General features: G+C 52.9%; 23 protein-coding genes. 16 read left to right on the forward strand and 7 right to left on the reverse strand.

Features of this window, described 5'->3' with window-relative positions; translation table 11 throughout:
• Positions 1-101: 101 nt before the first annotated feature.
• Entirely contained in the window at positions 102-2,228 is a 2,127-nt protein-coding gene (gene dnaK, locus AADEFJLK_RS09050) for a molecular chaperone DnaK (RefSeq protein ID WP_103974014.1), read from the reverse strand.
• Between the two features lie 499 nt (positions 2,229-2,727).
• On the opposite strand from dnaK, the gene AADEFJLK_RS09055 reads away from it, so the two are divergent.
• Positions 2,728-3,006: a PepSY domain-containing protein gene (locus tag AADEFJLK_RS09055; RefSeq protein WP_088619776.1), complete on the forward strand. Its 279-nt coding sequence runs from the start codon at positions 2,728-2,730 to the stop codon at positions 3,004-3,006.
• A 345-nt stretch (positions 3,007-3,351) separates the two neighbouring features.
• On the opposite strand, the gene AADEFJLK_RS09060 is transcribed toward AADEFJLK_RS09055, so the two are convergent.
• The 3 genes from AADEFJLK_RS09060 to corA form a co-directional block, all read right to left on the reverse strand.
• Entirely contained in the window at positions 3,352-4,059 is a 708-nt protein-coding gene (locus AADEFJLK_RS09060) for a hypothetical protein (RefSeq protein WP_103974015.1), read from the reverse strand.
• 180 nt (positions 4,060-4,239) lie between these two features.
• Positions 4,240-6,357, reverse strand: coding sequence for a cytochrome-c peroxidase (locus tag AADEFJLK_RS25855; protein WP_103974165.1), 2,118 nt, complete (start codon positions 6,355-6,357; stop codon positions 4,240-4,242).
• Between the two features lie 263 nt (positions 6,358-6,620).
• Positions 6,621-7,262 (reverse strand): copper(I)-binding protein CorA, encoded by a 642-nt coding sequence (gene corA / locus AADEFJLK_RS09070; protein WP_103974016.1) that lies wholly within the window; start codon positions 7,260-7,262, stop codon positions 6,621-6,623.
• 823 nt (positions 7,263-8,085) lie between these two features.
• On the opposite strand from corA, the gene AADEFJLK_RS09075 reads away from it, so the two are divergent.
• From AADEFJLK_RS09075 to AADEFJLK_RS09135, 13 genes are all read left to right on the forward strand, one after another.
• On the forward strand, positions 8,086-9,684 hold the full coding sequence (locus AADEFJLK_RS09075) for a nitrite reductase (protein WP_103974166.1): 1,599 nt from the start codon (positions 8,086-8,088) through the stop codon (positions 9,682-9,684).
• Positions 9,684-9,986 (forward strand): c-type cytochrome, encoded by a 303-nt coding sequence (locus AADEFJLK_RS09080; RefSeq protein ID WP_103974017.1) that lies wholly within the window; start codon positions 9,684-9,686, stop codon positions 9,984-9,986. Before AADEFJLK_RS09075 ends, AADEFJLK_RS09080 begins: the two co-directional genes overlap by 1 nt.
• Positions 9,983-10,333, forward strand: a complete 351-nt coding sequence (locus AADEFJLK_RS09085; RefSeq protein WP_249028012.1) for a c-type cytochrome — start codon at positions 9,983-9,985, stop codon at positions 10,331-10,333. Before AADEFJLK_RS09080 ends, AADEFJLK_RS09085 begins: the two co-directional genes overlap by 4 nt.
• 259 nt (positions 10,334-10,592) lie before the next feature.
• On the forward strand, positions 10,593-11,009 hold the full coding sequence (locus tag AADEFJLK_RS09090) for a HEAT repeat domain-containing protein (protein WP_088619782.1): 417 nt from the start codon (positions 10,593-10,595) through the stop codon (positions 11,007-11,009).
• Between the two features lie 6 nt (positions 11,010-11,015).
• On the forward strand, positions 11,016-11,558 hold the full coding sequence (locus tag AADEFJLK_RS09095; RefSeq protein WP_088619783.1) for a DUF2380 domain-containing protein: 543 nt from the start codon (positions 11,016-11,018) through the stop codon (positions 11,556-11,558).
• 7 nt (positions 11,559-11,565) lie between these two features.
• A complete protein-coding gene (locus AADEFJLK_RS09100; RefSeq protein WP_170065067.1) occupies positions 11,566-12,093 on the forward strand; it encodes an Imm42 family immunity protein in 528 nt (175 codons plus the stop codon).
• 35 nt (positions 12,094-12,128) lie between these two features.
• The gene (locus tag AADEFJLK_RS09105; RefSeq protein ID WP_103974020.1) at positions 12,129-12,302 is read left to right on the forward strand and encodes a type II toxin-antitoxin system Phd/YefM family antitoxin; all 174 of its coding nucleotides are present in this window, start codon (positions 12,129-12,131) and stop codon (positions 12,300-12,302) included.
• 22 nt (positions 12,303-12,324) lie between these two features.
• Positions 12,325-12,519 (forward strand): UPF0175 family protein, encoded by a 195-nt coding sequence (locus AADEFJLK_RS09110; protein WP_103974021.1) that lies wholly within the window; start codon positions 12,325-12,327, stop codon positions 12,517-12,519.
• A 34-nt stretch (positions 12,520-12,553) separates the two neighbouring features.
• Positions 12,554-13,720 carry a cytochrome D1 domain-containing protein gene (locus AADEFJLK_RS09115; RefSeq protein WP_103974022.1) on the forward strand — a complete coding sequence of 389 codons (1,167 nt, stop codon included), beginning with the start codon at positions 12,554-12,556 and terminating at the stop codon, positions 13,718-13,720.
• Positions 13,721-13,723: 3 nt separating this feature from the next.
• Positions 13,724-14,749: a siroheme decarboxylase subunit beta gene (gene ahbB / locus AADEFJLK_RS25520; protein ID WP_170065068.1), complete on the forward strand. Its 1,026-nt coding sequence runs from the start codon at positions 13,724-13,726 to the stop codon at positions 14,747-14,749.
• Positions 14,742-15,185 carry an Lrp/AsnC family transcriptional regulator gene (locus AADEFJLK_RS09125; RefSeq protein ID WP_103974023.1) on the forward strand — a complete coding sequence of 148 codons (444 nt, stop codon included), beginning with the start codon at positions 14,742-14,744 and terminating at the stop codon, positions 15,183-15,185. Before ahbB (AADEFJLK_RS25520) ends, AADEFJLK_RS09125 begins: the two co-directional genes overlap by 8 nt.
• A gap of 1 nt (position 15,186) precedes the next feature.
• The gene (gene ahbB / locus AADEFJLK_RS09130) at positions 15,187-15,660 is read left to right on the forward strand and encodes a siroheme decarboxylase subunit beta (protein WP_103974024.1); all 474 of its coding nucleotides are present in this window, start codon (positions 15,187-15,189) and stop codon (positions 15,658-15,660) included.
• Positions 15,661-15,780: 120 nt separating this feature from the next.
• Entirely contained in the window at positions 15,781-16,266 is a 486-nt protein-coding gene (locus AADEFJLK_RS09135) for a hypothetical protein (RefSeq protein WP_146054548.1), read from the forward strand.
• Between the two features lie 62 nt (positions 16,267-16,328).
• Here the strand turns inward: AADEFJLK_RS09135 and AADEFJLK_RS09140 are convergent, their stop codons facing one another.
• The 3 genes from AADEFJLK_RS09140 to AADEFJLK_RS09150 are packed head-to-tail and all read right to left on the reverse strand — an operon-like array spanning position 16,329 to position 22,108.
• Positions 16,329-17,786 carry an efflux transporter outer membrane subunit gene (locus AADEFJLK_RS09140; RefSeq protein WP_103974026.1) on the reverse strand — a complete coding sequence of 486 codons (1,458 nt, stop codon included), beginning with the start codon at positions 17,784-17,786 and terminating at the stop codon, positions 16,329-16,331.
• On the reverse strand, positions 17,783-20,956 hold the full coding sequence (locus AADEFJLK_RS09145; RefSeq protein ID WP_103974027.1) for an efflux RND transporter permease subunit: 3,174 nt from the start codon (positions 20,954-20,956) through the stop codon (positions 17,783-17,785). The genes AADEFJLK_RS09140 and AADEFJLK_RS09145 overlap by 4 nt, the downstream gene beginning before the upstream one ends.
• Positions 20,957-20,959: 3 nt before the next feature.
• Entirely contained in the window at positions 20,960-22,108 is a 1,149-nt protein-coding gene (locus AADEFJLK_RS09150; protein ID WP_103974028.1) for an efflux RND transporter periplasmic adaptor subunit, read from the reverse strand.
• 162 nt (positions 22,109-22,270) lie between these two features.
• Between AADEFJLK_RS09150 and AADEFJLK_RS09155 the strand changes: the two genes are divergently transcribed.
• Together AADEFJLK_RS09155 and AADEFJLK_RS25070 are read left to right on the forward strand one after the other, a co-directional pair.
• A complete protein-coding gene (locus AADEFJLK_RS09155) occupies positions 22,271-22,954 on the forward strand; it encodes a TetR/AcrR family transcriptional regulator (RefSeq protein ID WP_103974029.1) in 684 nt (227 codons plus the stop codon).
• A gap of 242 nt (positions 22,955-23,196) precedes the next feature.
• Positions 23,197-24,165: calcium-binding protein (locus tag AADEFJLK_RS25070; RefSeq protein ID WP_282957359.1), on the forward strand; the 969-nt coding region annotated here is incomplete at its 3' end.

Here is a 24,165-nt window from a genome sequence, read left to right on the forward strand (position 1 = left end):
TTTCTAAAACATCGGCAAACGCTTGTTATAGTAAAACGCCCCCAGGAGCGCGGGCATCTTGCCCGCTCTTGCGGTGAAGATGCAACCCAATAACGCTGCCCTTATCGGCGGTTGTTTGATAGCTCGTAAGCCAATCTTGTCAGCTCTTCATCAACTTCCGCTGCCTGTAAGCTTGCCAACGGTTTTTCGGGTTGATTAAAAAACTGAAATTTCGCCAATTCTTCATGCAGGCCATAAGGGCAAGAGCGGATCATGATAGGGAAAACCTGCAAATATCGGCGCTCTTTTTCGGCAAATATTCTGGGCAGTTCATTTTTTAAGATAAAAGGGGAACCCAAAAAATCATGGGATAGCAAAAGAATCGCTATGCTGGCTTTTTCAATTTCAGCATATATTTTCTCTTCCCAAAACTCTCCGGTATTTATCATGCGGTCTAGCCAAATTTCATGTCCTTGTTTGATAGAAACCATCAACAACGATTTTTGAATTTTTTGCGCCCAAGCCGAATCTTCATGGGCATAGCTGATGAAGATCCTTTGGGAGCTAGCCGCATTTTTAGCCGCCACTTTATCCGATGCCGTTCTTGGCTTTGCGCCAGAAAAATCATGGTCACGATAGCTTGCATTTGGGGTGGTGTAGTTTTGCACCGCCGCTGTCAGTTCTTTGAGCTGAGCGTCACTTAACCGCCCCTTAGGTTTAATGGAGAGGCTTTTTTTATTGTATTTATTGTCTGTACCCCGTTCTTTTGCGGAAACGTCTATGGCACCGTTAGCATCAATATCAAAACTCACTTCAATTTCAGCAACACCTTTAGGTGCAGGTGTAATGCCCGTTAACTCAAAGTATCCTAAAGAGAGGTTGTCCGCGGCCTTCTCTTGGTCACCTTGCAGTATGTGAATACTGAATGTGCCCTGATCATCTTCATGGGTAGTGAATTTTTGACTGGCGTATGTTGGAATCCAAGTGTTTTTAGCAATTAAAGTGGCGACCGACCCGCTTGGATACTCAATGCCTAGAGAAAATGGAGTTACATCTTGCAGCAAAACATCTTTGACTTCGCCGCCTAATACGCCTGCTTGAATCGCGGCCCCAAGGGCGACGGAATCTTCCCGCCTGGCTTTGCCGTCAGGCTTTATGCCAAAAAAATACTCAAGCACTTCTTGCGCCAGCGGTATTCTTGTACTGCCGCCTACCAAAATTACTTGCCGCAAGTCTTTTCTACTCAGCCCAGCCGCTTGTATGGCTTGATGGCAAATGACAATAGAGCGGTCTATAAAACCGCGAATCAGATCTTCAAATATTGTTCGCGTGATAAGGCAATTTAGATGCTTAACGCCGGATTTATCGGTTGCGATAAAAGGCAAATCCACTTCTGTAGACCGTTCGGAGGATAAAATGATTTTCGCAGATTCTGCCGCTTCTTTAAGCCGATGCGTGGCGATAGGGTCGGCGAGCAAATTAATCCCGTGTTCTCGCTGAAATGTGACGGCGAGATAGTCTACGAGCTGCATATCAAAATCTTCACCACCCAAAAATGTATCGCCCATGGTGGCAAGCACTTCAAATTGCAGTTCATCATAGATGGACGGAAATTCCATGTCGAGGGACGTACATTCAATAATTGAAATATCAAACGTGCCACCCCCCAGATCATAAACAGCTACTCTTCGGTCGTCAAGACCCAAACTGTGACACTGCAATGCGGCGGCGGTCGGTTCGGCGATTATTCTTTTTACCTCCAGCCCGGCAATTGTCGCGGCATCCCTGACGGATTGTTTTTGCGATTCGTTGAAATCGGCGGGTACGGTTATTACGGCTTCGGTAACGGCCTCTCCCAGAAAAGCTTCGGCAGAAATTTTCAATTTCTGTAGGGTATAGGCAGAAATTTCCTCAGGCGAATAGGCTTTGCCATGTAAGCTGACCCATGCGTCACCATTGTCTGCCCTGACAATTTGATAAGGCATAAATTCGATTAGTTTTTGCACAATAGGGTCATCGAATGAGCGCCCTATAAGGCGCTTGATTGCAAAAACAGCATTGGCGGGGTCTTTAATCGCATACCGTCTTGCCGGTTTGCCCACTAAACGCTGCCCTGAATCCGTTATCGCCACATGGGATGGCGTGGTGCCTTCACCTTCTATATTTTCAATTATGACGGGAACACCGTCTTTAAAAACTGACACCCGCGAGCTTGTTGTTCCTAAATCAATGCCAATGATGTAGCTCACTATTTAATCTCCGGGTTATTAATACGCCCCGCCATTTTATAGGAAAAACCGTATTTTTTGTAAAACAACAGGGTAGGCCTAAGGCAGGCATCTTATCATTTTACAGGCCAGCCATTGCCCGGTCTCTCTTCCCCCGCAGAACCCCTTAACCCCAAGCGACCCCGCAAAAGATGTTGCAGGCACAACAGTATTTGCGGGGTTAAAGGAAGCCTAAATAAAAGTAAGTTATGATATAGCACATTGATAATAAATAACTATTTTTTATTTAAAAAGTGGCTTGGTAGTTGCATTAGTCAGGTTAAGGACATATCGCTAGGGTTGGCGAGCCATCAATAAGCCCGTAAACGGTAACGCTAAACGTTCTTGATTTATAGCCGACGTTATACGCGGGCAGTTGTTTGGCAAATCGCGGTTAAGCTCCCTTGGTAAAAAAGCTTGGCTTTTAGATGGGCTGTATGGCGTTGGTTATTCACTGTATCCCTAAACCAGGAATTCTATTATGAAAACGTTAAACGCCTTAATCGCCAGTGTGTTGATGTTCGTGTCGTTGCAAGCCAGCGCCGCTGTGATTAACAAAACCCAAGCCGAAACGATTGCCGAGACCGCCGTACAAGGCGGCACGGTCTTACAGGCGCACTTTGATCGCCGTGACCATGGTATTCCCGCCCATTGGGACATTGATATTGCCAACCCAGGTGCAAACCCCACGATGGAAGCGGCGGTATGGGTTGATGCCAGCACGGGTACGGTTATCAAAATTATTTATCAAAAATTGTAAAGGCTGGCGGTTGCCGGGCGGGTATTGGTGTGCCTTGCCCGGCTTTGATGCCGAAGGCTTCCTATAGCTAGCAATCCACTTCCCCCCCTCGTTGGATTGTTAGCGCCTCTCCCTTCGTCAACCCACCTATAGCTATGGGTACTTGTACTCATGGATGTAGATGGTGTTGATCCCGCCCTATCTCTGTTGGGTGTATGTCTTACTGTTCCGTGTTATGTCGGCAAATCGGCGGTAACACGGGGTTTTTTAAGGCAGATGCCCAATGGCTTGCCCTGCGCGTTGCAAAACCGCCTTTTATCCGCCATCTTGGCGTGGCGATTTACCAGACTAATTCCGGCTCCCCTGCTAAATACTGCCCGCCGTATCAACTTTTGGCGCGGCCTTAACAATAGTCACTTGATATTCAATATCCTGCACCATCTTGCCGTAACTCGTCCCGGGGTTATGGTATTCGGCCCGAAACTTTATTTTATGTGTGCCTAGAGGCAAGGGCTTTAGCATTACCCAGTAGCCGTCGGTGGCGGATGGGTACATTTTCGCGGCCATGGCGCTGTTGGGTGCGAATGCTAATAAATCGAAGCAGTCGGGTGAGCTGTACCGATGGAAAGCGGGGTTAAGGCTTTTTTCCTTATCTACGGTGACGGTGAAGGTGCGTAAATAATCGTTATTCATGGCGGCGTTTTTTTGCACTTCGCCGCACGTCGGGAGTGGTTGGCCTTGGGGCGGATAGTAGAGCATGTTTATGACCGGAAAGAAGATATAGTGGTCGCTGGGTATTGTACAGGTGCGGGTAATCTTGGAAGAGCCATAGCCGCCCGCCAGAAACCAGACTCGCCCCGCTTGGTTGATATGACACTGGCTACCCGTGCGGTCTACCACGGGGCTGTCTTCTTGCGGCATGGAATTGGCCCATTGCCACCAATTATTGGCATATTCGCCTAGGGATTTTCCATAAACCTTGGCATCGGGCGCGACCATAAGGCCGGAACTGGTTGCCGCGCTGGCGGCACTGGCTGAAGCGATCAGCAATAAGAGGCGGGCAGAGTTTTTCATGGAGTGGCATGGCGAAAGCGGTTGATGGTACTTGCGATGTTAGCAAGTTTTGGGCAGTCGCGCATCTGCTAGAGGAAGGTTTTTCGGCAATAGCTTGGGGGGCTAATCAAACCTTTCGCCACGGAGGCTGCACAGGCTCCGTGGCGAAAGGCAGATGAGTTTAGCCGCTGAGCTTAAGCCTCAAGGCTTAAGATAATTCGCCAGCGGCTTTAATGGCCCTAATGCTGCATCCCGGCCATTTTTACCGACCGCCGGGATAACCAGGTGCAAGTCCGCCGCCTGTTCGGGGTGGTGGGGGTCGGCGGTGGTTTGCTGGCCGTGCGGTACGGTGAGTTGGGGATGGTCGAAGGGGGCGCGTTCCCAGCGGACACGTTCGTCGGTCAGGGATTTTAAAAACGCCACCAAATCGGCTTTTTCCGAGTCAAAAATGCCTTGTGGGAAGACCAAGGTGGCAAAGTGGTGGGGGTTGTTGAAATTGCCGCCCCGGAAGTAAAAGTCCACCACTTGTTCCAAGGTCAGCAAACTGCCGTTGTGCATATAAGGGCCGGTCAGTTCGATATTGCGCAATGACGGCACTTTAAATGCCCCGTTCACCGCCACCATAGCGCGGCCTTGGCGGCGTTTTTGCAGTTCCGCTTCCAACACCAGCGGGGTCGGTATTTTGGCGTAGACGGAACGAGTGTAGCAACTGCCTGTGATGTAAGGGTCATCCAACAGTTCGCTTTTGAGATAATCTTCGGCAAAGGTGTTGTCCATATCGCAGGAATTGACGATGATCGGGTCTACCAACGGTGTGCCGTCGCGGAGTTTTTGCAGATATTGCCGACTAAACGACAGCGGGTTGCCGTACGGGTCTTTACCGCCTAGCCCGATGTCGGTTTCGGTAGGAGCGACGCTGGTATTGAAATAGCCTTCATCCAGCATACCGTTGACCACGCCGTTACCCGTTACCGAGCCGTTGATGGTTTTGCGGTTGACCAAGCGCAACGAGGCGAAGCTATTGGCGGGGGTGACGACTTTAGGATGGGCGGCGGCGGATAAGGTCGGGCCGGCGTGGCAGATAGCGCAATGGGCGTTCAGGAAAATGACCAAGCCGCGTTTTTGTTTGGCGTTGAGGGCTTCCGGCATTTGCGGGTAGCTGCCGGGGATGCGCAGGCTATCGAAAGGCGTTTGGTCGGAGACCAAGGTTTGTTGGTACAGTTGTAAGGCCAAGCCAAAAAAGAAGGAGAAGTTAGCTTCCAGTTGCGAGTAGGCGGGTTGGCCAACTTCGCCCGTACCTGCCCAATAGCGCGGGGCAAAGGCGGACTTGATCAGGGCGGCATAAGTGGTGTTTAAGCCTTTGCCGGAACTGTTGCGCAAGCCAGCCAAAACGCTGTCTTCGGCATGGACGGCTTGAGTGGCGAGGGGCTGGCGGGGCAGCAGTTTGCGGCCAATCTCAGGGAACGCCCGTTGTTGGCAGGACATTTCTGAGCTGTTGACGGCAGGAGCCACCGCTTGCGAGGCTAAGGCGGCGTTTTCCAGTTGGATGGCCTGTGGGCTGACCGTGCCGTCGGCCTGTTGGACCCAAATCCGCGCATCAGGGTCGCGTAAGCCGAAGGGCGAAACGCCGTTGAAAATATTATTGGCCCGACCATCCCAGAAGTTACGGAAATTAAAGCCCGAATTAATCACACTGGGGGCTTGGCGGTTCTGGACTTGGCGGGTGTTGCCGGCCTGCGCATGGAAAATAGTGTCGGTGGTCGGGGTGCAGTTATCCTTAGGGCTTTTCACTGGCCCTAAGTTGGCAAAATTGGCGCTAAATGTTCCTGCCGAGGACACGACATCATCGGTGTTAAATAACACGGCGGACTTACGGTCTTTTGGGTCGGCCAGTTGGTATAGCGGGAAATCGCTACGTTTAAGGGTGTAATTGGGGCCGCCGGATGCGCCTGAGGCGGTGTTTTCGAAGGTTAAGCCGCTGGCGGCGTTGCTATGCAGCTTGCCGGGTGCCAGTTGGTTTTTATAGCGTCCGTCCACCCCGGCGTGGAAATGGCAAGAGCCGCAGGCCATGCCGTCGCTGCCGACTTGGGTATCCCAGAACAGGGCTTTGCCTAATTGGATGGCGATGGTTTTATCGGTCACGATGGGGCTGTCGCCATCCAGCAAACCGGGAGTTGTGGGCATGGCGACACCTTGCAAGGACGGCGGCGTATCACCATGGGCGCTCACCTTATGACTGAGCAAGAGGCCGAGCAGCAAGGCCAGACCGGGCAAAAAATAAGGGGCCGGTAAACTATCGGCGCGTTGGCTTGTGTTCATAAAATGACCTGTTGCTGGTTTTTTGCGGTTAGGCGCGTGCATAAAATTAAGTCGGCGTTCCATTACGTCTCTGCGTGTTAAACCCCACCCCAGCCCTCCCCTTTGCAGGGGAGGGGGCGAATGTCTTCCCTGTCGTATAGGTGAAAGTTAGAGGGAAAAGCCCCTCCCCCTGTCCCTTTCGCTCAGGGAATGCGCAGGCTGGGAGGGGGGCCGGACTTTCGCCTGTACAACAGATTTTATTTCATGCCTATCCCTTAATGCGGTTAGGGGGTTGTAACGGTAACGGTGGTGTCGATGTTAAACGATTTGATGGTGGGGTCGACAGTCGCGTCAGGGTTAAAGCCACCGACCACAAACATATAGCTGCCAGTGTGGCTAGCCGTAAAGGTCATTTGCAACTGGCCGGGTACGCCGTCTTTTTTGCCGTTAATGCCTTTGACGTGTTGGGTATTGCCGTCTAAGTCATAACCAAACTTTTGGATACGCATGACAATATCGCCAATGCTGGCCCCGGTTGACTCGTCAGTCGCGCCGAATTTGGTAAAGTTAGCTTGTTGCGGATAAAAATGGTCGACCACATAGCTGTTTGGGGCAGTATCGTCTTTGCCACGGAACCAGATGGAAATGCCCGGATGGATGCCGGCGGTTTCCGAGATCAGGGTAATGGTAACGGTTTGGCCTTTTTTCGCGGTGAAGCTGCCCCAGTCCGATTTATGCGTCCAGCCCATATCGCCGAAAGCAGGATCACGCCAGCCTTTACTGGAGACGGTGAAAACGTCGTAGGTCAGAGTATCGGTAAAGGCGGTGACACTGCCGGGTTGGGTTGCCGCATAGCTTGCCGAGGTAGCGAGCAGGGCAGAGGTAAATAAGAGGGCGCGGGTTAACGGTTTAACAATGAATGGCATCGAAGTGTTCCTGTTTATAGTTAGTGTCAGCCTATCGGCCAAGCCTAATCACCATGTTGAGGGGGAGGTGTGGGCAAGGTTTTGATAAAGCCAATGGATAAGCGTGTACCGTTAGCGTTGTTGCCCAGAAGACCTGTTAAGCCAGTCTAAGCCCGTCAGAGAAAACAGTACAAAAGTACCAAAAGCATGAACTATGCCAGTATAAAAATATGAATTAAATTAATAGATTGGTGATTGTTAAAACAGTGGAATAGGTCAAATGCCCTATTTTTTGTAAGGAATAAGGGATATGCCGCAATTTATGGGTCTGGCGCAGGGTTTTTGGCCGGACAAAGGCAGAGGATATTCGGTAACGTCTTATATTTAATATATTATTATTTAATGATATATGTTATTTAACCTAGTTTAATTAGAGGGCAGGAATTTATGCTGTTGGCCTTGTCCGCTGAACACCGGGAAACAAAAAGGGCGGATTATGCCACTACGGCGGCTGTTGGCGAGCGTGCGTTCGGGTAGGCTGTCTATTGCCCACCGTGTATAAAAACCTAGTCTATTGATAATTAAGTTATTTTAATTTTATTAAAAAGTATATAGCCGTGCAACGAAAACCCATAACCCCATGCCGCATAAAGGCTTTAGTCTCTACGCCCCGCGAATAACTTGCATCTTCTTAGCAGTCATTGCTACTATCTCGCACCCGCTGGGGTTTTATCTTAAACCCACCCAACGATTTTCCCTTAAAAAGCCACCATCGCATCATAATACTTGAGCTTTGGGCAAAAATTATATAGTATTGACTCGATACAAACAGGAGCTCTTGATGATGAAAAAACTGACTACAAGCCCTTATTTAGCCGCACTGGCCGGATTAACCGCGTTGTTGCTACCCTTAGGCGCGTCCGCCGAACTGGATGCCGCCGCTGCCCACACGCTGTATGAAAACAATTGCGCCAGTTGCCACGGCTCCGACCACGGCGGCTTTCTCGCCCCGGCACTCAATGCTGAGACCCTGAAAGGCCGTAGCCCCACCGCGTTGCGCACTATCGTCATGGCGGGCAGTTTCGACACCTTGATGCCGCCGTTCTACGGCAAGCTGAATGACGACCAGATCCGTGGGGTCATCAAGCACCTGCAAACCACTCCCAAGCTGCCTAATCCGGCCTGGACTATCGACGATATGAAAGCGTCGTTAAAAGTTTATGTCAAAGACGAAAGCACCTTACCTGCCAAGCCCACTTATGCCATTGACTCGATAGACGATGTGATCGGCGTGGCGGCGCGGGGCAAGTACGGGCGCGGCGAAGGGGCCAAAGCCGTCTTCATCAACAGCAAAACCCACCAACAAATCGGCGAAGTACCGACAGGTACGGCGGCGCACATTATCGACTACAACCCGGCCAATCCGCGTTGGGCTTACATTAAAACCGACACCGCCGAAATTTTCAAAGTCGATTTATACTCCATGCAAGCCGTGCGCAGCATCAAAACCGGCTTCAATGGCCCCGGTTTAGGCGTATCACGCGACGGTAAATACATCATGGCCGGCTCGTTTGTGCCGCATAACGCCGTGATCTTAAACGCCGATACTTTAGAGCCATTAAAAACCTTTGAACTGGAAGGCATAGACCCCGACGGCAAACAAGTCAGCTCCGACTCCGGCATGATTATCGGCACACCGTTTGCCGACATTTTCGCCATTGCCCTGGAAAACGCCGGACAAGTCTGGGTAGTTGACCTGACAGAAGGCTTCCCCGTCACCCGCATCACCGATGTGGGCCACCATTTGCACGATGCCTTCCTGACCCACGGCGGCAGCAAGCTGATGATCGCTTCTTACGATGACAGTATTGTCGCGGCGATTGATTTGAAAGAACGGAAAATCATCAAAAAACTCGAAGCCGGTTGTGTGCCGCATGTCGGCGGCGGTTCTGCCGTGGTGGTTGATGGCCGTACCTTAGGCTTTGGCACCAACTTTGGCGATTGTGACAAAACCGTGGTCAGCGTTTGGGATCTGGACAAAATGGAAGTGGTGAAACAAATCCCGGTCGCAGGTGGCACCGAATCCCCCGCCGCCCATGCCAACGCGCCTTATGTCGCCGTAGATATTATTTCCAAAGACCGCCGCGCCCGCACCATCCAGTTGATTGATAAGAAAACCCTGGAAGTCGTTAAGACCTTGGATGTCGGCGGTCACGCTTACTTCCCCGAATACAGCGCCGACGGCAAATTCCTCTACGTCAGCGCGGGTTACAGCGGTGATGAAGTGGTCGTGTATGACGCAACCACCTTAGCCAAAGTCGCCTCTATCAGTATGGAAAGCCCGGCGGGGATTTTCTCGCATGGCCGCGTCAGATACATGACCCGTGGCCTGTCGCCTGATGATCTGGCGGCCCGCGATGGCGGCCTGCAAGGAGCCAAATAATGAAACGCTGGCTACTGACAGGCGGCTTACTGTTGGCGGCACACGCCGCCCATGCCACCAACCTCTACGCCGGACAAAGCCGGGCGGCAGCAGTCTGCTCACAATGCCACGGCATTAGGACACCCTCCGCCGACGCGCCTTTTCCGACCTTGGCCGGACGCGATGCCGAGTACCTGCAAACGGCACTGAAACAATACCGCGACAAAACCCGCAAATCCGACATCATGAACGCCATTGCCGGTTCGTTAACCGACGAGGATATTGCCAATGTCGTCGCGTATTACGCGAAGCTGAAACCTTGAAACCTTATTGGTATAGGGTGATGTTGACCGCCAAGCCAGCGGCATTGTCCGCTGGCTTGGCGGTGGCCTTGCTGTTGCCCGGCATCGGCACAGCAGACCCCACGCCCGCCCGGCAAACCGAACTGCGGAACTTACTGAAAAACGACTGCGGCGCGTGTCATGGCCTGACCTTACAAGGCGGGATGGGGCCGGCCTTATTGCCTGAGCGCTTGGCAGGCAAACCAGATGACTTGTTGGTGACGACGATTTTGGAGGGACGCAAGGGGACGGCTATGCCGCCTTGGCAGCCGTTTATGAGTAAGGATGAGGCGGGGTGGTTGGTGGGGGTTTTGCGTAAAAATAAATAGTTGCGTAGGTCGGGCACGCTTTTCTGCCCGACAGAAACCGCTCAGTTTACCGCCCCTTTTACTAAGCCATAAGCCGTAAAGCGGGTGTTTTTAAGCAGGCGATAGTGGTAAATGTCGGGCAGAAAAGCGTGCCCGACCTACCCGAAACCTGCGGGCTTCGTTGTTTTTATTAATGACAAGCAATTGATTATTAAATAATATTTATTATATTTATGGTAGTGATGGCTATCATGGCATCATTGCTCCGCCCGTACCTAGGATGACAATAACGGAACTGATTGGCGAGTATTTGCAGTGTTTTCGCCAAGGCGATAGTGAAATGGCTTTTTTCGGGTTACTTGATATAGGCTGTGAGGCGTTACCCGAACTGGTTTTACAATTCCAACAGGAACAAGATAACGCTATCCGTGAATTTTTGGTTGAAGTTATTTGGCAATATCGGCAGGCATCCGCTATCCCGTTTCTTGCCGAACGGCTTTACGACCCAGCCCCTGCTATCCGTAGGCAAGCGCTCAATGGTTTAGTGACGTTGGCTTCCCCGCAGGTGCTTGAGGTATTGACGGTAGCAAAAGCACATTGGCGGTTACAAGCAAAAGATACTGAGGCATTTGCTGATTGGCTTGATGAAGCTATCGGGCAGGTTGAATCCACGCAAGATAACATCTCTATTAAGTGAAGCATAATGAAACCCCTCTATTTTTTACTCTTACTCGCCCTATCCATCGCCCACGCCGAAACCCGTATCGCCGTTTTAGATTTTGAGCTAAACGATATGACCATGAAGCCGGGGATAGCGGAAGAAGTCGCCCGCACGGCAAGCATTAAGCCGTTGCTGGAGGGGGAATTAAAAAGTGCGGGGTATGCGGTTATTGCCGTGCCGTTAGCCGCGCAACAACAGGCCAATAGCGGTTTTGGCTATTTGTTCGACCATGACGAAGTGGCGGCGGCTTTGGGTAAAACGCTAGGGGCGGATTATGTGTTGGTGGGGCGGCTGCATAAGCCCAGCTTTTTATTCGCTTATTTAATGGGGCATTTAATCCGCGTTAAAGACGGGCAGTTGCTGGGCAATTATATTTCCGAGACCAAAGGCGGCGATAAAAAACTGACGCTTAAGGCGGTTGAAAGCCTGACGGTTAAGATGGATGCGGACTTGGATAAACGCTATACACCGCCACCGCCAGTACGGAAAGGCACTTTGTCTTTGCCAAATCCTGAACACATTTAGGTTAATTATGCTGATCGGCAATCCTCTTTCTTTCGCCATCGAGTGCTATCATGAACCCTTAAATACCCGGCACGTTTTTGGGCGCATGTGTCTTTGGGTTGCGGGTAACAGGTTAGGAGATATTACCGAGCCTGATTGTATGCTAAATCCAACAGCAGCGAATTTATCAAGATTGCTGGAGCGATTATCAACCCTGAATGATCCGGCTTTATTGCAACTGAGTGACCGTGAAGCGTTCGATTTTCTTAATCAAGTCCTGTATTTAGATGACGACAGAACCAATGATGAAATACAGCAAGATGCAGAACGGTATTGTAAATTTCATTTTTTAACTCTTGGTGGCGAATCATTTGAGAGGACAAAGTCGTTTATTGTACTGGTTGGCGAAGAGGTTGCCTTGTTATTTACTGATAATGTGGATGTTTTTCACAGTGCGCATTTACCTAAAAGCGAATTTATCGACGTTGTCGGGCAGTTTTATAGCTGGTTTAGGCACGAAGAATTAATTCGCTTAAATACAGTTGCGCCGTGGTAGGCAATTTATAAAAACCTGATTGGGTGTAATTTAGCATGATTATCCGTGACGATGACAAGCAAGTAACCCTTGCATCCTTGGCAGATGATAACGCTGAGCAAGAAACGCAATATCTATTAGCAAACGCCACCAATGCCGAAAGGTTGTTGCGGTCACTCGCACAAGCACGGACAGGGCTGCTTATGGCCCATGAGCTGATTGAAGAATGAAAAGGCTACCAAAGGATAAATTATGCAAGATTTACGCTTTTTATCGGCGTTAACGCTTTATAGAAAACGCTGTTTATCACTCGGTAAGGCCGCAGAATTAGCAGGTTATAATAAGCTTGATTTTATTGACCAACTGAACAATGCACAGGAACCGATTTTTGACTACAACGCCACGGAAATGGCCGAAATTTTTGCAGATGTGCAAAAGTTGCCTTGAACGTTTGAATAATTAAAACAAAAAAACCAAACCCATGAACAAACTCCTCCCCACCCTAGCCCTAACCCTCTTCGCCCTCAGCGCCCAAGCCGATCCCCGTGCCACGGGGGATTTAGGGCTGGTTATCGAACGCGAAGACAGCGCCGCCCTTATCATCAACACCTCCGAGCCTAAGCAGTTGGCGAAAATCGACGGCTTGGGCGATTTGTCCCATGCCTCGGTGGTGTTCTCGCGCGACCAGCGTTATGCGTATGTGTTTGGCCGTGATGGCGGCTTAAGCAAGATTGACTTGCTACAAGATAAGCTCGATAAGCGTATTATCCAAGCGGGCAACAGTATCGGCGGGGCGATTTCCCAAGACGGCAAGCTGATTGCGGTGTCCAATTACGAGCCGGGTGGGGTGAAGGTGTTCGCCGCCGATACCTTGGCCTTGGTGGCTGACATTCCCGCCGAGTATGCGCCGGGCAAACGCTCGAAAGTGGTCGGCTTGGTCGATGCCCCTGGGCAGAAGTTTGTCTTCAGCCTGTTCGATGCGGGCGAGATTTGGACGCTGGACATGAAAAATCCCCAACAACCCGTGGTCGAAAAATTCAAAAACATCGGCAAGGAACCTTATGATGCCTTGATGTCGCCGGAAGGGCGGTTTTATATCGCCGGATTGTTTGGCGAAAGCGGTCTGGCCTTATTGGATTTATGGGATACCGCCGCTGGCGTGAAGCGCATTTTGCCGACCTACGGTAAAGACGACCCTAAGCTGCCGGTCTATAAAATGCCACACTTGGAAGGCTGGGCGATGGCGGGGGATTTGTTGTTCGCCCCGGCGGTCGGCAAGCATGAGGTGTTGGTGGTGGACAAGCGCACTTGGACTTTGCTGAAAGCCATTCCGGTGGCCGGGCAACCCGTGTTTGTCATGGCGCGGCCTGATGCCCGGCAGGTCTGGGTCAATTTTGCCATGCCCGACAACAACCAGTTACAAATCATTGATACCAAAGACTTGACGGTCAGCACCACCTTAAGCCCCGGCAAGGCGGTGCTGCACATGGAATTTACCCCACGCGGTGAGCAAGTTTGGGTGGCATTGCGCGATGATAACCAAGTGGTGGTCTACGATACCGCGACCTTGCGGGAAGTCACGCGCTTGCCTGCCCGTCACCCTAACGGGATATTTTTTAGCGCTAGGGCGCATAAAATCGGTTTTTAAGCCATGCAAATAACGCTGACCGAGTTACATAAGCGCTTATTAAACGATTTCCAACGCGATTTCCCTTTAATGCCCAGCCCTTACCGCGCTCTCGCCGGGCATTTGGGCGTGGACGAGGCGGCGGTGTTGGCGGCGTTTGCCGAATTGGACCGGCAGCAATTGGTTAGCCGGATCGGCGCGATTATCCCGCCCAACCATATCGGTGCCAGCACCTTGGTGGCGATGGCGATACCGCCCGGACAATTGCAGGCGGTGGCGGATAGGATCAGTGCCTTTCCTGAGGTTAACCATAATTACGAGCGCGAAAACCGCTTTAACTTATGGTTTGTCGCGGCCGCCTCCAGTGCAAAGCAGTTGCAGACGGTACTGGCCGCAATTGAACAGGCGACGGGGTTCGCGGCCTTGCGCTTGCCCTTGGTTGATGATTTTTTTATTGATTTGGGGTTTCCGTTAGATTTTTGCCAGTCCGGCAACACCCCACCTACGGTGGGCTTATCAAATCCCCCAGTGGCTCGACAAACTCAGTACAAACCTGATACGCAGGATTTGGCATTATTAGCGCAAATTGCCGATGGCTTGCCCTTATGCCCCCGGCCTTATGCGCAACTCGGTCTCCAAATCAGTATGGACGAGGCGGAGGTTATCCACCGTTTAACAGTGTTAAAAGCCCAGGGGCTGATTAAACGCCTAGGGGTGATCGTCAAACACCGCCCCTTAGGCTACCGCGCCAATGCGATGGTGGTCTGGGATGTCCCCGATACGCAGGTCAAGCAACTGGGTGGGCAAATCAGCCAGTTTAGTTTTGTGACCTTGTGTTACCAACGCCCCCGCCATGCCGAATGGCCTTATAATTTGTACTGCATGATCCACGGTAAAGACCGCGCCACGGTGTTGGCGCAATTGGCACAGTTAAGCCAAGCCTGTGGCTTGGGCGAGTTTGCGCGGCAAGTATTGTTCAGCCGCCGCTGTTTTAAACAACGCGGGGCGGTTTACCAAGCCCCACCGACTCCGGTAACGGCTAATGGATGATCTCGACCGCGCCATCATTAACACCCTGCAAGCCGGTTTCCCTATCAGTGACGCGCCTTACGCGCAAGTGGCGGCCAGCTTGGCTATCAGCACCGAGGACTTGCTGGCGCGTCTGCAAGCCCTGTTGGCAGACGGTACGCTGACTCGCTTCGGGCCCTTATATAATGCTGAGCAAGCGGGCGGGGCGTTGACCTTGGCGGCGGTGCAAGTGCCGGAAGCGCGGTTTGACGAAGTCACCGCGATCATCAACGCCTTCCCTGAAGTCGCCCACAACTATGCCCGCAGCCACACGCTGAATATGTGGTTTGTCCTCGCGACTGAAACCCCGCAACAACAGCAGCACACCCTCGCCGCCATTGCCGGACAAACGGGCTTGCAGGTTTATAACATGCCCAAGCTGAAAGAGTATTTCGTTAATCTGAAATTGGAAGCCTGACATGGACGCAACCGACCGCCGCCTAATGCACGCCACCCAAGCCGGCTTGCCGTTGACTTTGGAGCCGTACCAAACCCTTGCCGAACAACTGGGCTTAAGCAAAGAAGAAGTCATGCAGCGTTTGAACGCCATGCAAGCGGACGGCATCATCCGCCGCATTGGCGCAGTGCCTAACCATTATAAACTGGGCTACCGTTTTAATGGCATGACGGTGTGGGATGTGCCGGATGAGCAAATAGACAGGCTGGGCCAACAAGTCGGGCAACTGCCTTTCGTCAGCCATTGCTACCACCGCCCCCGACATTTGCCGGATTGGCCTTACAACCTGTTTGCGATGGTACATGGCAAGCACCAGCAAGATGTAGACGCGCAAATCCAACACATCGCCGCTGTGCTGGGTGAGTGGTGTCGCGGCAGGGAAGTGCTGTACAGCACGAAAATCTTGAAAAAGACTGGGTTCCGTAGCGGCCAGTAGCTTGCAAGCTAGTTTATACGGATACCGTCGTTACACAGCGCCATAGATGACTGAGTGTATTCGCTTCAGCTGCAAGCAACAAATAAAAAGCCGATTTTCTGGTTTTAATGAAGCAAAACGTTGGATTTCGAAAGGCTATCAACCATGGCATTTGTTAACGAAGCAATATCCGAAGACGATCAACGTAAGCTCACCGCTGAGGTCAGCTATGCCGGACTGAAACCTAGGCAATGGATACCTCCATTTACCCGACCTTATTGGTGGGCGATAGACCGTGAGCGTGGGGTCTATCTATTTGCTTTAAATGGCAAATATTATGAACAATTGCCTTTTTATGTGCTGGGGATTGCCGGACAGACTGTTGTGTTTAGTGCGGAAAGAAAAAGCCAGGGCGAATTTGCGAAAGGCATCCATTGTTTTTATGCAATTGATGAGCTGCTTATCCCGGCCAGTCTGGAGCCGCGTCGGGATGAAATCAAACAACTCATTTGTGAAAGCTTAAAAGAAAAAACGCATTTTCAACCCTTCGCAAACGGCGGTACTGCTGACCGACCAAATACAACCGACCGCATAACCATTTTCTCTTTTAAAGTCGAATTCAGGTAATTCATGAATTTAACGCCCCCGTTCAATTCCAGGAATCGTTGCCAATTGGCCGTTTTATAACATCAGGGTTTTTTCTCTTCCGCACTAGCCATTTCCCAGCCACCGCCCAAGGCCTTATATAAGGCGACCAATGCCGTTGCGGTGCTGGTTTCGCCTTGGGCGCGTTGGTTTTCATCTTGTAACAGGCGTTGTTCGCTATCCAGTACAGTCAAAAAATCGGCTATTCCTTCTTGATAACGCAGCCGCGCCAAGTCGCGGGCTTTTTTGCTGGCTTGTGCCGCCGAGACCAGCCACGCTTGCCGCGTCCGTTGTTTATTATAGGCGACTAAGGTGTTTTCGGTTTCTTCCAAGGCGTTTAAGACCGTTTGCTGGTACTGGGCGAGGCTGGCTTCGGCGTGGGCATCGGCGGCTTTGATGCGGGCGTAGACGCGGCCTAAATCGAACGCCGCCCAACTGATTTTCGGGCCTATGGAATAGGAATCGGAGCCTGCGCCCGTGAAGCTGGACATATTGTAGCCTTCCAGGGCGATGGAGCCGACAAAGCTCACGCGCGGGAACAAGTCGGCGGTGGCGACCCCGATCCGCGCGGTGGAGGCGGCTAAAGTCCGTTCGGCCAGACGGATGTCGGGTCGGCGGCGCAGTAGGTCGGCTGGGCTACCGATACGGATGGTTTTTGGGATGGCGGGTAACGGGACGGGTTGCGACAGTTTGCCGATTAATGCGCCGGGCAGTTGTCCGGTCAGTACGCCCAGCCGGTGTATGGCTTGGTCAATGCTGCTTTGCAGCGGCGGCACGGTGGCGCGGGTGGCATCGAGCTGGGCTTGCGCACGGGTAGTGTCCAGTTCGGTGCCGCGCCCTAGTTCGAATTTGGCGGTGGTGATTGCCGCTGTTTCGGTTTGGTTGGCGATGTTTTTCTCGATGACCGCCAATTGGTTTTGTAAGCCGCGCAGTTCAAAATAGTTTCTGGCGACTTCGGCGATCAGGCTGACGCTGAGGTCGCGCAGGGTGGCTTCTTGGGCTTGGGTTTCGTCATTGCTGGCCTCGACATCGCGGCGGACGCGGCCAAATAAGTCGAGTTCCCAAAAGGCATCAAAACCGGAATTGTACAGTTTCAGTTCGCGCGGTACGAAATTGCGGTTATTCAGGGCGCTGATACTGCGTTTTTGCTCGGTATAATTGGCGTGGGCGGTCACGGTCGGCGCTAGGTTTAAGCCCGCTTCGATATACAGCACCCGTGCTTCGCGCAGGTTGGCGCGGGCGGTTTGCAGGTCATAGTTATGCTGTAGCGTTTGCCTGACCAATTCGGTCAACTCTTTATCATGGAACAATTGCCACCAAGCGAAATCGACGTTTTGCGCCGAGAATTCGGGGTGTGTGCTCTGGGTGAAGTTGCCCGGCGTGGCAGTGGCGGGGGCTTTATAATCGGGGCCAACCGCACACGCGCTCAGTAGACCAGCACCGCAGACCGCGCCGATCAGGCGGGCGGCTTGGGTTAAGGTGAAGCGTGTCGGCGCTCTCATGGTATCACCTCGGCAGGGGAGGGTTGGGCGGGTGGCCGTAAGCGCTGGGCGATGGCTTGCACCACCACATAAAAGACCGGGGTGAGTAACAGGCCGAATAAGGTCACGCCCAACATGCCGCTGAATACGGCAGTGCCTAACAGCCGCCGCGATTCCGCCCCCGCACCTTCGGCGACCACCAGCGGAAACACCCCCATGATGAACGCGAAGGAGGTCATCAGAATAGGCCGCAGGCGGATACGCGAGGCTTCCAGCACGGCTTGGAAGCGGTCGAGGCCGCTTTCTTGGCGCTGCTTGGCGAATTCGACGATCAAAATCGCATTCTTGCTGGCTAGCCCCACCAAGACGATGAAGCCGATTTGGGTGAAGATGTTATTGTCCATGTTGCTGATCCAGAGACCCGCCATTGACGACAGGATGCACATCGGCACGATCAGGATCACCGCAAACGGTAATGACCAGCTTTCGTACTGTGCCGCCAAGGCCAAAAATACGAAAATGACGCTGAGCGGGAACACCAATAAGGCGACGTTGCCCGCCAACACCTGTTGCAGGCTCAGCTCGGTCCATTCAAAATCGAAGCCGGGCGGCAACTCGGTAGCCATGAGCTGATTCATCATCGTGATGGCTTGGCCGGAACTGACATCGGGTAAGGTGCTGCCGTTGATTTCGGCGGCCGGATACATATTGTAGCGGGTGATTTTGTCCGGCCCGGTGATTTCCTCCACGTTAACCAGCGAACTTAGCGGCACCATGCCGCCTTGGCTGTTGCGGGTCTTCAGTTGGGTGATGTCTTCGGGTTTCATGCGGAAGGGCGCGTCGGCCTGCGCCACCACTTGGTAGGTGCGCCCGAATTGGTTAAAGTCGTTGACGTACAGCGAGCCGAGATAAATTTGCAAGGTGTCGAACACGTCTGACAGCGGTACGCCCATCGCCTTGACGCGGGTACGGTCAACATCGACAAACAACTGCGGCACGCTGGTGCGGAAGGTGGTGAACAAGCCGACTAAGCCCGGTTGTTGGTTGCCTTTGCTGACCAGTTCGGCATTGGTGCGTTGTAGTGCGGCAATCCCGGCATTGGTCCGGTCTTGGATTTGCAGCTTGAAGCCGCCCACCGACCCCATGCCCCGGATCGGCGGCGGCGCAAACACGGCGATAGTCGCACCTTCAACCGCCGCGAGGCGTTGCTGGAGCTTTTTGATGACGGCATTGGCGTGCAGCTCAGGGTGGCTGGCGCGGTTGTCGAAACTGTCCAAGCGGGCAAACAGCGTGGCGACATTGGATTGGCTGGAGCCGCTCAAAATCGAAAACCCGGCGTAGGCGTTGACATGTTTGACCCCCTCGGTATCGAGGATAATGCGCGAGGCCTGTTGGACGACGGCTTGGGTACGGCCTAACGAAGCGGCATCGGGCAATTGCGCATACAAAATCAAATAGCCTTGGTCTTGTTGCGGGATAAAGCCAGTCGGCACTTTATCAAAGGCCACGAAATTTAGGCCGTTCAGCCCCAGATACAGCACCAGCACCACGGTCGCCATGCGGATCAGCCTGCCGACCAAGCGCGTGTAGCCGGTGCCGAACCAGTCGAAACAGCGGTTAAAGCCGCGAAAAAACCACCCGAACAGGCCATCAATCAGCCGCGTCAGCTTATCTTTTTCGCCATGACCGCCGAGCATTAAGGCGCATAAGGCCGGGCTTAAGGTCAGTGAGTTGAAGGCGGAGATGGCCGTGGACACGGCGATGGTCAGGGCAAATTGTTTGTAGAACGCCCCGGAAACTCCGGTGATGAAGGCGGTCGGCACAAACACGGCGGCCAGTACCAAGGCGGTGGCGATAATGGGGCCGACCACCTCGTCCATCGCCAAGCGGGTCGCGTCGCGCGGCGACAAGCCTTCGGCGATATGGCGTTCGACGTTTTCGACCACGACAATCGCGTCATCGACGACAATGCCGATGGCCAGCACCAAACCGAATAACGATAAGGTGTTTAATGACAGGCCCAGTGCCGCCATGACCGCAAAAGTGCCGATTAGCGACACGGGTACGGCGAGCAGGGGGATTAAGGTCGCCCGCCAATTTTGCAGGAACACCACCACGACCAGCACCACCAGCAACAGGGCTTCAAACAAGGTCTTGATCACCGCGTCGATAGACTGCTGCACGAACACCACGGTGTCATAGACCATGTTATAGTCCAAACCTTCTGGGAAGCGGGTTTTTAGGTGTTCCATCGCTTCCACCACGGCTTTTTTGGTGTCCAGCGCGTTGGAGCCGGGCAACTGGAAGATCGCCAAACCGACGCTAGGCTCGCCGTCCAAAAACAGCCCGGAGTTGTAATCCTTAGCGGCCAGCTCAATACGCGCGACATCTTTCAGGCGGGTCACTTGCCCGTCCGCGCCTTGTTTGATGACAATATCAGCAAATTGTTCAGGCTGCATCAGCCGCCCTAGGGTACTGACCGTGTATTGGAAATCCGCGTCTTGGGGTGTCGGTTGCTGGCCGACCACGCCCGCCGCCACTTGGACATTCTGTTCGCGGATAGCGTTGACCACATCGCTGGCGGTCAGGCTGCGGGCGGCGATCTGTTCGGGGTTCAGCCACAGGCGCATACTGTAATCACGCGCCCCGAACACCAGAATATCACCGACCCCCGGCAACCGCGCCAGTGTGTCCTTGATTTGCAGCAAGGCGTAATTGCTCATATAAATGCTGTCGTAGCGTTTATCGGGGGAGAGCAGGTTGACGACCAAGCTTAAATCGGGGCTGCGCTTTTTGACGCTGATACCTTGCCGCCGGACTTCTTCGGGCAAGCGCGGTTCAGCCAAGGCGACCCGGTTTTGCACCAGCACTTGGGCTTTATCCAGATTAGTCCCGGATTTGAAGGTGATGGTCAGCACCATATTGCCGTTATTGGTCGACTGCGAAGACATGTACAACATATCTTCGACACCGTTCACCTCCTGCTCGATAGGGGTCGCCACCGTTTCGGCGACCACTTGGGCGTTGGCGCCGGAATAGCTGGCGCTGATGACCACCGTAGGTGGGGCGATTTCGGGATATTGCGCGATCGGCAAGGCAAGCAAGGCCAAGCCGCCGATCAACAAGATGAGGATGGATAACACCGCCGCGAAAATGGGGCGGTCAATAAAAAAGTGGGCGAATCGGTTCATGGCTTATTGCCCCGTTTGGTTGGCCGGGATGGCGGTGCGTTCCGGTGTGACGGTGATGCCGGGCTTGAGTTTTTGCAAGCCTTCGACCACCACCCAATCGCCGGGCTGTAAACCGTCGGTGATGACCCGCGTTTGGCCGATAGCCGCACCCAGCCCGACTTTGCGGTACTCGGTTTGGTTGGCGGCATTGATGACCCAAACAAAGCGTTGCGCCTGATCGGTGGCGATGGCCTTATCGGGCAATAACAGCGCCGGGTAAGGCAGGCTGCCGCGCACCCGCAGCCGCGCGAAAAAACCGGGGCTGAGCAAGCCGTCCGGGTTGGCGAATACGCCGCGTAAACTCACTGTGCCGGTCGCGCTGTCTGCACGCGGGGCCAAGTAATCGAGTTTGCCCTGATGGGGGAAGCCGGTCTCATCGGCAACCGCCAGTTGCAGCGGCGTTTGTCCGATAGCCATGCCGCCTTGGGCGAGCAAACGCCGATATTTCAGTGCCGAACGCTCATCGGCATCGGCATACAGATACACCGGATCGGTGGAGACCATAAACGTTAAGCGCGTCGCATCGGTTCCGTCCCCGCTGACCAGATTGCCTACCGTCACCAGTTCGCGGCCAATCCGCCCATCTATCGGCGCATAGACTTGGGTGTAGTCCAGATTAATCCGTGCCGTATAGACATTGGCTTCCGCCGACTTGACCGCAGCGGCAGCCTCATGCAGGCCGGTGCGGCGCGTATCATACTCTTCCGTGGCGATGGCTTTGGCCTGGAATAGCCGCTCGGCACGTCGCCAATCGTTTTGCGCCTGCTCCCACCGCGCTTGCGCCCGTTCCCGCTCGGCTTCAGCATAATTTAACTGCGCTTGGTAGGGCTTAGGGTCGATGACAAACAGCAGGTCGCCTTTTTTTACTTTAGTCCCGGCGGTGAAGTTGACCTTTTCCAGATAGCCGCTGACCCGCGCCCGCACATCAACCGCCCCGACCGCTTCAATATGGCCGGTAAATTCGTCCCATTCGGTGACGGTTTGTGCTAAAGGTTGGGCGATTTTGACATTGGGGGGCGTGGCTTGAGGGGCTTTGCCGGGTTCCGCCTTGTTATTGCAGGCACTGAGCAGCGCCACTGCCAGTACGGCCAGCCAGCAAGTGTGTTTTTTCATCCTGTTTGCACCCCAGGGTCAAGTCAGATTAAATGATAATACATATTACCATTTAATTTCAGATAAAATCTATATCTGAACGCCGTAGGCCTTAAAATTCCTAATTTGAAAAGCCTCGGATACGAAGTGAGGGGATATTTCATTTAGCAGGCAAATAACACAATGATTAAATGCGGAAGGCCGCGTAAGGGCGAAGAAACTCTCAGTCGGGACAGGTTAGTGGACAGCGCCTCCCAGCTTTTTCTTGAATATGGCTATGGCAACCTGTGCTTGGAAACCGTCGCCAAAGAGGCCAGGGTGTCGATGCGGACGATTTACAGCCAGTTCGGCGGTAAGGCCGGGCTGTTCGGGGCGGTGATCAAGCGCTGTAGCGACCGTTTTGTGACGGTCTTGGCGGAGAACAATGTCTTGGAAGGCCAGCCGGAAGCGGCTTTGCTAGATTTCGCCAAACACTTTCTGTACGGCATCACTAGGCCCGATGCCGTGCGTCTGCGCACCATCCTGTTAGGCGAAGCCTTGCGTTTCCCCGATCTCGCCACCCAGTTTTATGAGCAAGGGCCAGGACGCACCCAAGTGCATTTGGCGCAATTTTTTGCCCGCCAACAGCAGGCGGGGCATTTTCTCGGCACCGACCCGCAAGTGCTGGCCGATTATTTTTTAGGGGCGTTCCGTAGCGAACGCTTCCAAAAACTCCAACTCGGTTTGGCTACAACCCCTGACGAGGCCGAAATTGAGGCTTGGGCGCGGCAAACTACCACTTTGTTTTTGTATGGCAGTTTGAAAGCTGGGGTGGATGGGAATGGCAATAAGGCGGGTATGGATGAAGAAAGGGGGGGGAAGAAATAATTCAGACAACCGCTAAAGGCTACGCGCTTTGGAGCGCGGGCATCTTACCCGCACTCCCAGAAGCAGACGACTTTACGATAAGACTTGCCGTGGTTATTTTTAGCCCACTGCTAACCCACTGTTAAAAAACGGCAAAATTTTTATCCGGTTGTGACGTATTTACTCGTTTTAAGTTTTTGTACGGTTTATACTTTAGTTTCGGGTATTGGTTTTTTTCAGCACACAAGCTAAGGTGGTAAACAATGGCAACTTATGTCGGTAGTATCTATGGTGATTATTTTTTCGCCTCGAATGCGGATGATAGTCTTTATGGCTATGGTGGTAATGATACGCTGTATGGAAACGGCGGCAATGACATGCTCAGCGGTGGGATAGGCAATGATTATCTGAATGGCGGGTTGGGTAACGACACCTATCTGTTCGCCCCTTATGACGGTACGGATGCGATTATTGATGATGGCGGTACGGATACCGTCACGTTCAGCGATGTCGCGTCTACAAGCGTTAGCGTCAGCCGGACGAACGACGGTTATAATTTACAACTGAATTATAGCGGTAGTGTCAGCCAGTTGACGGTTTGGAGTTATTTTGGCTCGGCCGACTCCCGCATTGAGCAATTTAAGTTTAGTGATGGGGTGGTGTGGAGTTGGACGGATATTAAGGCGCATATCCACCAAACCCCCACCAGCGGCGATGACTTCTTATATGGCTATGACGACAGCAACGACACGCTGAATGGCTTGGCGGGCACTGATTCGCTGTATGGCTATGGCGGTAACGACAGGCTGAAGGGCGGTGCGGGCAATGATAATATGGACGGCGGGTTGGGCGATGACACTTATCTGATCGCTAAAACCGACGGGTCGGATTGGCTGAGCGATTATGGCGGCACCGATGTCCTTAAGTTCACCAATGTGACGGTCGCCGACCTTACCACGGTCAGCCGCACCAATTTCAACGATTTGCTGCTGAGTTATGGTGGCGGCAACGAAGTGCGGTTAGCGGATTATTTTGCCTCGGCCTCTTACCGCGTCGAACAAATCCAGTTTAGTGACGGGACGGTGTGGGGTTGGGATGACATTAAGGACAAGGTGTTGCAGGCGACGGCGGGCGATGATGCCCTGTATGGCTATGACGGCAACGACACGTTAAGCGGACTGGCCGGTGCCGATCTGTTGTTCGGTTTTGGCGGCGACGATAGTCTGAACGGT

Origin of the sequence: Methylovulum psychrotolerans (genome assembly GCF_002923755.1) — a bacterium.
Taxonomy (GTDB): Bacteria; Pseudomonadota; Gammaproteobacteria; order Methylococcales; family Methylomonadaceae; genus Methylovulum; species Methylovulum psychrotolerans.